The sequence below is a fragment of the Photobacterium angustum genome (genome assembly GCF_003026365.1).
GTDB lineage: Bacteria > Pseudomonadota > Gammaproteobacteria > Enterobacterales > Vibrionaceae > Photobacterium > Photobacterium angustum.
The window spans coordinates 64,790-78,016 of sequence record NZ_PYOM01000020.1; the positions used below are offsets into that span (position 1 = coordinate 64,790).

Annotated in this window: 13 protein-coding genes; 6 read left to right on the forward strand and 7 right to left on the reverse strand. The window is 42.7% G+C overall.

All coding sequences use genetic code 11. The features are described from left to right. Nucleotides 1–71 precede the first annotated feature (71 nt). A complete protein-coding gene (gene cyaY / locus CTN01_RS18385) occupies nucleotides 72–383 on the forward strand; it encodes an iron donor protein CyaY (protein ID WP_005372465.1) in 312 nt (103 codons plus the stop codon). 83 nt (nucleotides 384–466) lie between these two features. Here the strand turns inward: cyaY and CTN01_RS18390 are convergent, their stop codons facing one another. Beyond that, nucleotides 467–3,022 carry a class I adenylate cyclase gene (locus CTN01_RS18390; protein WP_045150058.1) on the reverse strand — a complete coding sequence of 852 codons (2,556 nt, stop codon included), beginning with the start codon at nucleotides 3,020–3,022 and terminating at the stop codon, nucleotides 467–469. Nucleotides 3,023–3,415: 393 nt separating this feature from the next. Between CTN01_RS18390 and hemC the strand changes: the two genes are divergently transcribed. The 4 genes from hemC to CTN01_RS18410 are packed head-to-tail and all read left to right on the forward strand — an operon-like array spanning nucleotide 3,416 to nucleotide 7,657. Continuing rightward, the gene (gene hemC, locus CTN01_RS18395; RefSeq protein WP_045150059.1) at nucleotides 3,416–4,348 is read left to right on the forward strand and encodes a hydroxymethylbilane synthase; all 933 of its coding nucleotides are present in this window, start codon (nucleotides 3,416–3,418) and stop codon (nucleotides 4,346–4,348) included. Then, nucleotides 4,348–5,094 carry a uroporphyrinogen-III synthase gene (locus CTN01_RS18400; protein WP_045150060.1) on the forward strand — a complete coding sequence of 249 codons (747 nt, stop codon included), beginning with the start codon at nucleotides 4,348–4,350 and terminating at the stop codon, nucleotides 5,092–5,094. The genes hemC and CTN01_RS18400 overlap by 1 nt, the downstream gene beginning before the upstream one ends. 14 nt (nucleotides 5,095–5,108) lie before the next feature. Beyond that, nucleotides 5,109–6,458, forward strand: a complete 1,350-nt coding sequence (gene hemX / locus CTN01_RS18405; RefSeq protein ID WP_045150061.1) for a uroporphyrinogen-III C-methyltransferase — start codon at nucleotides 5,109–5,111, stop codon at nucleotides 6,456–6,458. Then, nucleotides 6,458–7,657, forward strand: coding sequence for a heme biosynthesis protein HemY (locus tag CTN01_RS18410; protein ID WP_045150062.1), 1,200 nt, complete (start codon nucleotides 6,458–6,460; stop codon nucleotides 7,655–7,657). Before hemX ends, CTN01_RS18410 begins: the two co-directional genes overlap by 1 nt. Before the next feature lie 373 nt (nucleotides 7,658–8,030). Here the strand turns inward: CTN01_RS18410 and CTN01_RS18415 are convergent, their stop codons facing one another. After that, entirely contained in the window at nucleotides 8,031–8,492 is a 462-nt protein-coding gene (locus tag CTN01_RS18415) for a hypothetical protein (protein ID WP_045150063.1), read from the reverse strand. A 121-nt stretch (nucleotides 8,493–8,613) separates the two neighbouring features. Further along, nucleotides 8,614–9,387: a class I SAM-dependent methyltransferase gene (locus CTN01_RS18420; protein WP_045150073.1), complete on the reverse strand. Its 774-nt coding sequence runs from the start codon at nucleotides 9,385–9,387 to the stop codon at nucleotides 8,614–8,616. Between the two features lie 165 nt (nucleotides 9,388–9,552). On the opposite strand from CTN01_RS18420, the gene asnC reads away from it, so the two are divergent. Next, nucleotides 9,553–10,014: a transcriptional regulator AsnC gene (asnC, locus tag CTN01_RS18425; RefSeq protein ID WP_005372443.1), complete on the forward strand. Its 462-nt coding sequence runs from the start codon at nucleotides 9,553–9,555 to the stop codon at nucleotides 10,012–10,014. Between the two features lie 68 nt (nucleotides 10,015–10,082). On the opposite strand, the gene hemB is transcribed toward asnC, so the two are convergent. The 4 genes from hemB to tatB all read right to left on the reverse strand — a co-directional run bounded on the left by hemB (nucleotide 10,083) and on the right by tatB (nucleotide 13,224). Continuing rightward, nucleotides 10,083–11,132 (reverse strand): porphobilinogen synthase, encoded by a 1,050-nt coding sequence (gene hemB, locus CTN01_RS18430; RefSeq protein WP_045150064.1) that lies wholly within the window; start codon nucleotides 11,130–11,132, stop codon nucleotides 10,083–10,085. Nucleotides 11,133–11,191: 59 nt separating this feature from the next. Continuing rightward, nucleotides 11,192–11,971 carry a 3'-5' ssDNA/RNA exonuclease TatD gene (gene tatD, locus CTN01_RS18435; protein ID WP_045150065.1) on the reverse strand — a complete coding sequence of 260 codons (780 nt, stop codon included), beginning with the start codon at nucleotides 11,969–11,971 and terminating at the stop codon, nucleotides 11,192–11,194. Between the two features lie 141 nt (nucleotides 11,972–12,112). Next, nucleotides 12,113–12,874, reverse strand: coding sequence for a Sec-independent protein translocase subunit TatC (gene tatC / locus CTN01_RS18440; protein WP_005372437.1), 762 nt, complete (start codon nucleotides 12,872–12,874; stop codon nucleotides 12,113–12,115). A gap of 11 nt (nucleotides 12,875–12,885) precedes the next feature. Next, nucleotides 12,886–13,224: a Sec-independent protein translocase protein TatB gene (gene tatB / locus CTN01_RS18445; RefSeq protein ID WP_005372435.1), complete on the reverse strand. Its 339-nt coding sequence runs from the start codon at nucleotides 13,222–13,224 to the stop codon at nucleotides 12,886–12,888. Nucleotides 13,225–13,227 lie beyond the last annotated feature (3 nt).

Consider the following 13,227-nt stretch of genomic DNA (forward strand, 5'->3'; position numbering starts at 1 on the left):
AGCCAGTGATTATCAAACCAATGCCCTCTATAATCGCACCAAGAACAGGAAAAGCAATAGGACACAATAAGATGAATGACACTGAATTTCACCAATTAGCTGATTTAGCACTAATGCAAATCGAAGAAGGTATCGATGAATCCGGTGCCGACATTGAGCCAGAAACAACGGGTAATGTATTAACACTTGAGTTTGCTAACCGCAGCCAGATCGTAATTAACCGCCAAGAGCCATTACATGAACTCTGGTTAGCCTCAAAATCAGGCGGCTATCATTTCAAGTATAATGGCACTGAATGGCGCTGTACCCGCAGCGATGAAGAGCTATTTTCACTACTTAAAAAAGAATGCAGCCTTCATGCTGGTGAAGCGGTTGAATGGTAATTAAGATATTTATTGTCATGAAGTACCGATAAAAAAAGCCTTCATTTTCTGAAGGCTTTTTATTGTCATGTCAAAACACGATATTAACTATTAAGCATCCCAGTTGAATTGGGATCGATATCGGGCTTTGGACGCGGCATTTGACCACTCTTAAATGGCAATACTTGTAATTTACCGTTGTCGCAATGCACGATATTGTAGAACTGAGGTAAATTAAAGTTGATGAAGTTGGTCGCACTAAAACGGTCTTGAGCCGAAGTATAAAAACGATTAACCCCATGTACCATCTCATCTTTATTACCACTGCATTGACGGTACACTTCCATCTGGTTAGTTTCATCTAAGATATAGATATTGTAGCCCTGCTCGCAATCTTCAAAGAAGAACTGGATCAAACCTTCACTCGCATAAGCATCCACAATTTGTGGAGGATGAGGTTCGTCCATTTTACCCATCACAACATGAGGCACTTCACTGACTTTATTCGATGAAATGCAACTGTAAAAATCAACTGGGTTTTCTAACCGTTGAACAGAAACACCACGACGCTCAAAGAATAAGCCAAAGGTTTCTTCAGCAATGCGAATCGCTTTAAATCGGCGACGCTTTTCTTCTTCAACCGGTTTTAAACGCATTTCAATACATTCAGCAACTAGCTGATACACCAAATTACGGATCAAACCACGCATGTGCTTGCTATAACAGAATACATCAACCGCTTCAGGTGGGATCGCATCATGGTGCATTTTACCGAGCATGGTTTTCAGTGCATCTAACATGGCGTTATCGCCACTAAAGTTAAGCGTACGCACTTCATTCCACGAGTTGCGATAAATCAAATCCACACTGCCAACTAAACATTTCTGTTCTGGGCCGTAACTGAAAATATCGGTAGTTTTAAAATCAAATCGTACCGAGCGGTTTTTCAGCTCATTGGTTGGGTCATTTTCTAAGTTAATGAATAACCCTAACTGACGAATTTCACACGGGCTCGATAACGCTTGTAGACTTGGATTCGGACGGCGAATTGGGAAGGTATTTCGAATATCACTTACCAATTGATAGAGCTTATCTAAATCAAAATCTGCATCACGTACCACAGTATGAAGATGCGTTGATTCCGTTAATAAACCATTAAAATAACTCCAAGCGACTAACTTAGATAAGTAACGGTTATGCTCAAGAGGCGGTTGCCCCATAATTAACAAAGGATCAATGGGCTGTTTATAGAGATACCAACCAGCAGCATTCGTACGCCCCTCAGGCACCTGAATAAAGGTTATATCTTCTTCATGTAAATCAGGTGAGATCTGTGGATTAAGTAAGGTGACTTTACCTGGAAGTACCTCAAATGCCGCGTATAACTTACGCGCCAAAATACTGATATCTTCAGGACTGATCGCCGAGGTAATATTATTACGACGCGCAAAACGGATTAAGTTACGATAACTCAGCATTAACGCATCTAATAATTCGTTATGTGCCTCTTTAACTTGTGTCACTTTCCAATCACGTCGATGATCAAGTTCATTAATCACCGAGTCTGTCCATTGCCACTGCTCAGTTAAGTGCTTGAGAACACGACGACGCCAAGACACAGAGCCGGCACTTGGTTCACGAGATAACTTTTCATGGGTTTTTAAATAGAAGCAACGACGCACTAAATCAAGACGACGATGATCATCAATTCGCTCAAGATAGCGTGTGACCTTTTCCAACATTAAATAGTACGCATCCATACAGTATTCACTGCGATCTTCAGCAAAGAAGCGACGCTTACCATCAAGGCTTAAAAGTTGGGTATGCGGGTATTCCCATGAGTAGGCTTCAAGCAAAATGGCTTTGAGCACTGACTTATACGGTGAATCGATACTTTTATATAACTGCCATAAACTTGAACCAAAATACTCTTCGGCTGGAATACGCGTTAGACCGCCAAAATCAATCCACTCATCAAGATTAATGTAATCTTCATCAATTAAGTACGCCATATATTGGTCATAGCACTCTTCCATTTCTGGCGGCACCATAAACCACAATAATGGCAACCCTGCCAAACAAACGGCAGAGCGATAAAATTCATCTAATAATAATAAATGCTGGCTAGAACCACAGTTTTCACCGGTCATCGCTTCAGAGAAGTTATGACGGAATCGATTCTCATCAATAAGAAAGAAATTCGCTTCAACCCCTTGCTCCATTGCCCACTGCGACACTAGGCTACACTTGCTATCAAGTGCGCTACGTTCTTCTGGTGTTAATGAAGTTCGGATACAAACCCAGATATCAAGATCACTGGTTAGGCTTTGTCCCATTGATGAGGTACTTCCCATGGCATACAAGCCAGTAATTGGGCAGTCATTTATCTCAAGCAATAGGGGGTCGACCGAGAGTTCGGCAGAATGGGCGCAATCGTCAACGAATTGTTGTTGAACATCAGTCACAACAAATTTCGCGATCCCTTGAGCTACCGGTTGATCAAGATAACCCGGTAAAGCAGGGTGATTGTAATGAAGTAAGACAGGCAACAAGTCAAACACTTGTACTGATTGAGCATTCATCGCTAACCGTGCTCGTTCAATACGAAGCTCAGTCAATGAATCTAGCCTGCCTTTCAGCGTCTTAATATAATTTTGCAAATTACTCTTCCAAGAGCTAACAGAGTTGAAGCACCCCAAATATCACCATTAGGATCATTTGAGCTGTGTTAAACATGAGCAAAAACGTGATCAATGTAACACTTTTAGTACCCTTGGTAAAGATAATGCCAAGTCAGGTAATGCGACAATTCTGTGTGATTCATCCTTAAACTATTACCTCAAATTAGTACAATGATGAATAACCGCCAGTTGCCAGCGAATCATCATTCTATCATTTAAGGTCGATGTGATTAATATCACATTTTTTTAAACTATTAGCAACATGATCATATGCATATACTCAAATGATTAAGCAAATTATCATCCAGACGATGCTAATGGTACGATGTGCTTAATAGAAAATAGAATCTTCATTATGGATCCCCAATACTTATGAGTAATCAACCAATCCGTATTGCAACACGTAAAAGCCCACTCGCTATGTGGCAAGCTGAATTCGTTAAAGCTGAGCTAGAACAAGCGCATCCTGGCATTATTGTCGAGCTTGTTCCGATGATCACAAAAGGCGATATCATTTTAGATACTCCGCTGGCTAAGGTCGGTGGTAAAGGGCTATTCGTAAAAGAGCTTGAAGTCGCTATGCTTGAAGGTCGTGCAGATATCGCGGTTCACTCAATGAAAGATGTACCGGTTGAGTTTCCTGAAGGTCTAGGTCTTGTGACTATCTGTGAACGTGAAGATCCTCGTGACGCGTTTGTCTCAAATAAATACAACAATATTGATGAGCTACCTCAAGGTGCTATTGTTGGTACTTCTAGCTTACGTCGTCAGTGTCAATTACGCGCCCAACGCCCTGATCTTATCGTCAACGATCTACGTGGTAACGTTAATACTCGCTTACGTAAGATGGATGAAGGTCAATACGATGCGATTATTCTTGCCTGTGCTGGCCTTAAACGTCTAAAAATGGAAGACCGTATTCGTAGCGAAATTGCACCAGAAGTGAGTTTACCTGCTGTAGGTCAAGGCGCCGTGGGCATTGAGTGTCGTCTCGATGACAAACGTGTTCGTCAATTGTTAGCAGCATTAAGTGATCAAGCCACCACAACACGCGTATTGTGTGAGCGTGCAATGAATAACTACTTACAAGGTGGCTGTCAGGTGCCAATTGGTAGTTACGCAGAGCTTGAAGGCGACCAAATCTGGCTACGCGCATTAGTAGGCGAGCCTGATGGCAGTAAGATTGTACGCGCTGAAATTCGTGGACCAATCGAGCAAGCCGAGCAATTGGGAGAAACTCTCGCAGAGCAACTGCTTAACGATGGCGCTCGCGATATTTTAGATCGTTTATACGGTAACGCGTAATGACAGTGCTGATCACCCGCCCTGCCCCCGATTGTTATCAATTGGCAGAGCAACTTAATGCTGCGGCGATCAGCGCAATAGCCCAACCGCTATTAACCTTAAAAGCCGGTGATGGACTTTCTTCATTATTGCTACAAATCAATACATTAAAAGCCGGTGATTATATTATTGCCGTAAGTCATCATGCGGTAACATTTGCGCACGATTACTTAGTGTCACAAGGTGCAGCATGGCCAAAAAACGTGCATTATGTAGCTGTTGGTCATAAAACTGCCGCAACATTGACAAAATTGAGCGGACAGCGAGTATTATCTCCTGAACACCGCTGTGATAGCGAAGGATTATTAGCCTTACCCGAACTCGCAAACGTTACGGATCGTAACATCCTTATATTGCGGGGGAATGGTGGCAGAGAGTTGATCCACCAAGCATTAACGGCACGCCATGCAGTAGTCAACTATTGCGAAACGTATCAGCGATGTTGGCTTGATCTCGATGGCGAGAAATTAGTGGCACAATGGCAACATCAACAGCTGGATACCCTTGTTATTACCAGTGCTGAGCAGCTAGTATTTTTAACAACAAGGATCCCAGCTCAATATTTGACTTGGTTTCTCAATTGCCACCTTCTCGTCCCAAGTCAAAGAGTGGCAGAGCAAGCAATAACGCTAGGCTTTGTGAATATTTCCACCGTGGGCAGTGCCTCCAATCATGCACTCTTCACGTTCCTAAGCAACTTTAGCTAAACGGAATAATTAGGATGACAGAAAAATCTAACAACAATAACGCAGCAGAACAGCCAAAGCAGGACAAGCCAACCACGGCAGCGACGTCTACTCCGGCTAAAGAAGCGCCAAAAAAAGCAACCAAAGAGCAACCTAAAGCACCTGTAAAAACAGAGAAATCTGAAAAAAAATCAGGGAGCAAAACAGGGTTGGTTGCGATTGCATTAGTTATCGCACTCGGTGGTGGGCTTTACTATCACGGTCATCAGCAAGGATTGCAGCAGCAACAACATATTGATACGCTCCAACAACAAATTGCTAGCATGAAAGCAGCGATGCAAAACGATCAAAAAGAAACCATTACTCTTATTAATGGCGGATTACGCAGTGCTGAAGTTAACCTAAGCCAACAGCAAAAATCGATTGCAGCTCTGCAGACCACAGTCACTGAACTAAAAGGCAATAGTCCGAACGATTGGCTACTAGCCGAAGCGGATTACCTAGTGAAAATGGCAGGACGTAAACTCTGGTTAGAGCATGATGTCACCAGTGCAACGTTATTGCTTGAGTCTGCCGATCATCGTATCGCAGAACTGAATGATCCAAGCTTGAAGAACCTACGCCAAGCAATGAGCAATGACATAACAACCTTAAAATCACTGACTAATGTTGACCGTGATGGCATAGTGCTACGCTTAACGAGTCTAGAAAATAGTGTTGATAACTTGCCTTTAGCTAATGCTATTTTGCCAAAAGCAGAAGAAGAACCACAATCACAAACCGTGAGTCAATCGGTGAATGATTGGAAAGATAATTTGATGACATCGTTGAAAAACTTTGGCGAACACTTCATTACTTATCGTAAGCGTGATGGTAATGTTGTTCCACTGCTTTCACCACAACAAGATTTCTACTTACAGCAAAATATCAAAAACAAGTTAGAAGTAGCAATTGATGCAGTTTACCGAGAGCAAGGTGATGTTTATAAGATCTCTCTTGATACCGCGAAGAAGTGGGCTGAACAATATTACGATATGTCTTCACCGCTAACGCAAAGCTTTATTAAAAGTCTTGATCAATTAGCCCAACAGCAAATCACGGTGAACTACCCAGATAAGCTGCAATCTCAGGCGTTAATTACTAAACTCGTCAATCAAGTGCTACGTAATAAAATGGCGACATTAGGTGATACGCAGGCACAACCTGTAAAGCAGACTAAACCAGCAGTAAAACCGACAACGAAAACAGAAGCGCCAGCAGTAGAAAAAAAAACAGCCCAAGCGAAACTTGAAACAAAAGTAACGCAACCCGCTGAAACATCTATTAAAGGCGAGAATAACGCGACAGTCACTTACAACACGGTAACCACAGTGGAGGCCAAATAATGATTAAATTATTGTTATTGGTACTGGCACTGATCGCCGGTATTATTGTTGGCCCCGAACTCGCAGGTAACCAAGGTTATGTGTTGATCTCAACGGCAAATCAAACCATTGAGATGAGCCTAACCACACTCGTTGTATTAATCGTTGCGTTGTTTGCCGTTTTCTTATTACTTGAATTTATTCTAAAACGCGTCTTTTCAATCAGTAGTTCAACCCGTGGTTGGTTTAGTGGACGTAAAGTTCGTAAAGCACGTATCCAAACTTCGGCTGGCCTATTAAAAGTAACAGAAGGTGATTGGAAGCCCGCTGAAAAGCTACTAACAAAATCGGCTAAATTCAGCGATGCGCCACTCCTTAACTATCTTGCTGCTGCAGAGGCGGCTCAAGGGCTAGGCAAAACCGAGCAACGTGATGAATACTTAAAGCAAGCAGCTGAGCTTGATAGCCAAAATCTTGCGGTTGCACTCACCCGTGCCAAGCTTCAAATCCGTCAACAGCAATTTGAACAAGCACTCGCAACATTACAAGAAGTACAACAAGATCATGCACGCAATCCTATCGTGTTAGGTCTACTTCAAGAGTGTTACTTAAAACTAGAAGATTGGAAATCACTGCTAACTTTACTGCCACAGCTAACGAAAGCAGGCGTGATCAGCCAAGAAGAAGCAATAGTCCTTGATGAACAAGCTCAATGTGGCCAAATGCAGCACCTTGGTCAGCAAAATGGTACTGATGGCTTAGTGGGTTACTGGAATAACATGGGACGTAAAGATAAGCAGAATCCAGCGCTTGTGGCATGCTTCATTAAACAAATGATGGCACGTCATGCCGATAGCGATGCTTACCCAATTTTACGTGATGCACTTAAAAAGAGCCAAGATGAGCGTTTGATCAGCCTTGTACCTCAGCTAAATCTACCCGATCGTCATCCTGCGATTGTGAAGCTACAAGAGCTATTGCGCCAAGACGGCAATAATGCAGTCACGCACAGTGCACTGGGTCAAATGTTAATGGCTGAAGGTAACTGGCAAGAAGCAAAAGAGCATTTTGAAAGAGCCGTTTCGGTTCGTCCTGATATGACAGACTACGCTCACTTAGTCGCAACGCTAGAGCAGTTAGATGACAAGCAAGGTGCAGCTGCAGCTTCTCGTCAAGCACTCGAATTAGCACAGCCAAGTAAAGCAAGTTTAATCAGCTAAATAACCGAAAAAGCGCCCCTCTGTAGGCGCTTTTTTTTGTCAAATACAAGGTAAATAACACTTTTAACAATAAAGTGTTTCAAGGTGTAAACAGCCATTTCAAAGTATATCCAAACCATTGCTCCAATCGCATAAACACGCTTCAATAGCCTCTCGATTTCCTTAACATTTGGATAACTAAGCTATGGATATGCTTCCTTGGTTAATTGTTTCTGGTATCGTAGTTTCAGTAATTGTATGCGTAATGACCGCAGTACTAATTAAAAACGCTGACTAATACGAAACCCAAAAAAGCCTCCAATTTGGAGGCTTTTTTATTTAATGTGTCCCGTCCTAAATCTATATTCAAATTTAGGACGTTAGAATAAAAACATCACAATCCAAGCGCGAGTTTTGCTTTCTTCAATTGCTTTTCAAATTTCTTAACTGTTTTCGCCGCTTTCTCTAATTGCTTATTTTTCTTTTTCGCCAGTTTCTTAAGCTTCTTAGCTTGCTTTAACTTTAAGCTATCAGGGGCTAATGCTTCTTCTTCGACCACAGCGACCATTTCGATATGGCTTTGTCCCACAGCAGTAGGGGCTGGCAAATTATGCACATTAGGCGTTTTCATTGCCATAATTGGCTGAGGCTCTGGCGGCGGAGTCGATAATTTCGCGACACGAGGAGCAGCCTTCACCGCATTGGTTAATCGGCTTGGCTTACACAAATACTCTTTGTCACTTGCAACTCTCGTACAACTTGAACACATGAAATTTGGTTCGCTGACAATCTTACTTATTGTCGCAAACTGATCGACAATTTCTGCTCGACGATATTTACACAAGGTCTTAGCCATGAATGCTCCTCTAGCCAACAACGAACCTTTTTATCAACATTAAACGATAATGATTCGTAATTCCAGAAAAGCAATAAGATTTTATTGCCCCTATTTGTAACTATTTATTTGCAACAAACACTTAGGCTTTCATTGCCGCTTTTACATAAATATCAAATCGGTTCTTTTTAGTTTCAATCGCCATTGACGGCTTCGCTTGAGCAAGAAATTCGGCATAATCGGGACGCTTAACCACGACCCGTTTGGTTGCCAGCGCATATGCAGGCTCAAATAAACCATCGGCATCTAAATCTGCACCCACTAAGGTTTGAAAAACGCGCATTTCTTTTTTAACTAAAGCGGACTTTTTCTTATGTGGATACATGGGATCAAGGTACACCACATCCGGTGCGACAAAATCAGGATCATCGGCTAAATTGACCAAAGCATCATGACTCGAAGCATGGAGCAATTGCATACGCTCACTTACCCAACCGCCAATTTCAGGATCGGCTTTTGCTCGTGCTAAGCCATCATCTAACAATGCTGCTACGACAGGATGACGCTCAACCAACTGAACCTTACACCCGAGTGTTGCCAAGACAAAAGCATCTCGGCCAAGACCTGCTGTCGCATCTAAGACGGTAGGGCTAATACCGCCTTTGAGTCCAACTGCTTTTGCTATTGCTTGGCCTCGACCACCACCAAATTTACGGCGATGAGCGACAGCACCGCTAACTAAATCAACAGAAACGGCCCCGAGCTTAGGCTCATCAAGCTTACGAAGCTCTAATTGATCAGCGGTAAGGACTAAAGCAAAGCTGCTATTTTCATCATGGCTTAAGCCCCAACGAGCGGCTAATTGATCTAATTCAGGCTGACGTTCAGGAACTTCACAAACTAAGGCAAGCTGCACAGCAATCTCCGATATAAAAACAACATCTGGGTGTGACATTTCACATCCGATCATAGGGCGCGGATTATAGCACTACAAATCATCCTTTGCTCTGGTATCACACCATCAGATAAGTATAAGATACAGCGATAAAAATGAATCCCTCGCATAGTAAAAGGACCACCTATGACACCATCCATTCGTATCGACGACTTAGATCGCGATATCCTTAATGCCTTAATGAATGATGCTCGTATTCCTTACGCTGAAATGGCGAAGCGATTTAATGTCAGTCCTGCTACCGTACACGTACGGGTAGAAAAAATGCGAGCTGCAGAAATTATTACTGGCACGGAAGTGATCATTAACCCTAAGTTATTGGGCTATGACGTTTGCTGTTTTATTGGTATTAATTTGAATGCCGCCCGTGATTATCATTCTGCATTAGCAAAACTAAATGAGCTTGATGAAGTGGTTGAAGCTTATTACACCACAGGGGCGTACAACATTTTTGTCAAATTGATGTGCCATTCCATTGAAGAGCTGCAATACGTGCTCATTGATAAGCTCCAAGCCATTGATGAAGTGCAATCCACTGAAACGCTTATCTCATTACAAAACCCAATCAACCGCAATGTTAAACCCTGATAGGTGTTTTACTGATATTAAAAAAGCGAGCATGGCGCTCGCTTTTACTTTCTAGTCAATATTACGACTTACTCAGGCTTTTGCTGTAAACATTCAGCGCGCTCTGCAGCATCTTGGGCTAACCACTCCGCGACGGTTTTCGCAAAGTAAGTTAATACCCCATCAGCGCCTGCACGTTTAAAGCACAATAGTGATTCCATGATGGTTTCGCGCTCTTTTAACCAACCATTTTGAATCGCTGCCATATGCATCGCATACTCGCCAGACACTTGGTAAGCATACGTTGGTACTTGCAGCTCACTCTTCACACGACGAACTATATCAAGGTATGGCATACCCGGTTTTACCATTACCATATCTGCGCCTTCATTGATGTCCATTGCTACTTCGTGCAAAGCTTCATCACTGTTCGCAGGATCCATTTGGTAAGTTTTCTTATCGCCGCCTTTTAAGTTGCCAGATGAACCGACAGCATCACGGAATGGGCCATAGTAATTCGATGCATATTTAGCAGAGTACGCCATGATTTGGGTATTGATATAACCTGCATTTTCCAATGCTTCACGAATCGCACCAATGCGACCATCCATCATGTCTGACGGGGCAACGATATCAGCACCAGCTTCAGCATGAGATAGCGCCTGCTTGATTAAAATATCTGTCGTAATATCATTTAAAACATAGCCTTCATCATCAATGATGCCGTCTTGACCATGAATGGTAAACGGATCTAATGCTACATCGGTAATAACACCAAGCTCTGGCACATACGATTTAAGTGCACGCACCGCCGTTTGTACTAAGCCTTCTGGATTATAAGCTTCCTCTGCTAACTCTGATTTAAACTCTTGAGACACAACAGGGAATAAGGCAATCGCAGGAATACCTAGTTTCGCAAGATATGCCGCCTCTTCAAGTAACAAATCAATAGATAAGCGCTCAATACCCGGCATTGAGTCAACCGTTTCACGACGATTTTTACCCATCAAAACAAACATCGGATAAATCAAATCATTCACAGATAATTGATTTTCTGACATTAGACGACGACTAAAATCATGCTTACGGATCCGACGCATACGACGACCAGGAAACGCACCTTGAATAGATACTGACACGACAAACTCCTTGCTAAAAAATAGGATTAGATAATATCACTCAGATTGACCAATGTGGCTTAAATCGAAAAAAAAGCCTGACTATTCGCCTCTGACTGCGTCATAACTTGCTCAGGTGTTTCACCGCGACACTCAGCAATCACCGCGGCAATATGCGGTAAAAACTTGGGTTCATTGCGACTCGATTTTGGCTTTGGACGATAGTCACGAGGCAATAAGTATGGGCAATCGGTTTCAATCATTAAGCGGTTCGCGGGAATATGACGCACGACTTCACGTAGCTCTTGACCACGACGCTCATCACATACCCACCCCGTAATACCAATGTGTAAATCAAGCGCTAAGCATGCTTTTAGCTCTTGCTCAGAGCCAGTAAAACAATGCAGCACTGCCGCCGGTAATTTATCTCGCCAAGGGGTAAGGATTTCAATGAAACGCTCATGCGCATCTCGGCAATGCATAAAAACAGGTAACTGTAACTCTGCCGCTAAGGCTAACTGTGCTTCAAATACTGCTTCTTGCTGTGGACGAGGAGAAAAGTCACGGTTGAAATCGAGCCCACATTCACCAATCGCTACCACTTCAGGCTCTACTGCTAGTGCACGAATTTCTGGTAACAAAAGATCGGAGACAGATTTTGCATCATGCGGATGAACACCAGCAGTTGAGTAACAGTAGCTCGGCCATTGCTGCGCCATTTGTTGCGCCTCAATGCTCTCTTCAATACTGGTGCCCGTAATAATTAAATGCTTCACACCCGCTTCTTGAGCCCGCGTGATCACGTCCGCACGATCTTTATCAAAACGGTTATTTGTTAAGTTAACACCAATATCTATCATCTGTTTATCCATTCTCTACACAGCACTATGTGTCACTCAGTATATCGAGCAGATCCATTCTGCGCCAAACCCATATTCAAGATATAAAAAAACCGACGATTAGGTCGGTTTTTTTCATCATCACATAGTACAAAGTACTATTTACTGCTGCTCTTCGTGCTCGCTATCATCCAGCTCATCATTATCACGTATATAAAAACGTGAGAAGAATAAGCCAACTTCAAACAATAAACACATAGGTACAGCCAACAAGGTCTGAGAAACAATATCAGGCGGTGTTAACAGCATACCAACGACAAACGCACCTACAATAATGTAAGGACGTTTACTACGTAAAGATTCCGGATCAGTCGCACCAGTCCAACACAACAGAATAATAGCAACAGGAATTTCAAAAGCGATGCCAAACGCCATAAATAGCGCGAGGACAAAATCGAGATAGTTCGAAATATCTGTTGCCACCTCTACCCCTTGAGGGGCGACACTGGTGAAGAACTTAAAAACCAATGGAAACACAACGTAATAAGCAAATGCGACACCGGCGTAAAACAGCAATGAGCTGGAAAACAACAATGGCATAATTAGCTTGCGTTCATGCTTGTATAAACCTGGTGCAATAAAGCCCCAGACTTGATACAAAATCATTGGCACAGCAATAAACACTGAGGTTACTAAGGTCAGTTTTATCGGTGTAAAGAACGGTGAGGCAACGTCTGTTGCGATCATAGTTGCACCAGCAGGCATTCGCTCTACTAATGGTGCAGCTAAGAAGGCATAGATATCATTGGAAAACCATACTAAACATAGAAAAACCACCAGTACACTTATGATAGAACGCAAAAGTCGCGTACGTAGTTCAAGTAAATGACTAAATAGCGGCTGCGTATCTTCGACTTTTGACATAGTGATGTAATTTATTCCTGCTTTTGTGAAGTCGTTGCTGAGGTTTGCTCGTTTTTATCAGCATAGGGACGCTGAACATCTGAAGCCGCTTTTTTAAGCTCATCAACAGAGTCTTGCAATTCAGGCGCTAAGTCCTTCATTCCCATTTGTTCGGCTTTTTTTAAATTGGCTTGCAGTTCCTGAATTTTCAGTTCTTGAGACAATTCATCTTTCACCGAGTTTGCCATATTACGAGCAGCACCTATCCACTGCGACACCGTACGAATCGCAACGGGTAGACGTTCTGGCCCCAGTACTACTAATCCCACCACGGAGATCAGTACTAACTCCCAGAACCCGATATCAAACACGTC

What these genes read in the sequence shown, in the direction of transcription:
- cyaY (WP_005372465.1), top strand. Translation starts at nt 72, where the DNA reads ATGAATGACACTGAATTTCACCAATTAGCTGATTTAGCACTAATGCAA.
- hemC (WP_045150059.1), top strand. Translation starts at nt 3,416, where the DNA reads ATGAGTAATCAACCAATCCGTATTGCAACACGTAAAAGCCCACTCGCT.
- CTN01_RS18400 (WP_045150060.1), top strand. Translation starts at nt 4,348, where the DNA reads ATGACAGTGCTGATCACCCGCCCTGCCCCCGATTGTTATCAATTGGCA.
- hemX (WP_045150061.1), top strand. Translation starts at nt 5,109, where the DNA reads ATGACAGAAAAATCTAACAACAATAACGCAGCAGAACAGCCAAAGCAG.
- CTN01_RS18410 (WP_045150062.1), top strand. Translation starts at nt 6,458, where the DNA reads ATGATTAAATTATTGTTATTGGTACTGGCACTGATCGCCGGTATTATT.
- CTN01_RS18415 (WP_045150063.1), bottom strand. Translation starts at nt 8,492, where the DNA reads ATGGCTAAGACCTTGTGTAAATATCGTCGAGCAGAAATTGTCGATCAG.
- asnC (WP_005372443.1), top strand. Translation starts at nt 9,553, where the DNA reads ATGACACCATCCATTCGTATCGACGACTTAGATCGCGATATCCTTAAT.
- tatD (WP_045150065.1), bottom strand. Translation starts at nt 11,971, where the DNA reads ATGATAGATATTGGTGTTAACTTAACAAATAACCGTTTTGATAAAGAT.
- tatC (WP_005372437.1), bottom strand. Translation starts at nt 12,874, where the DNA reads ATGTCAAAAGTCGAAGATACGCAGCCGCTATTTAGTCATTTACTTGAA.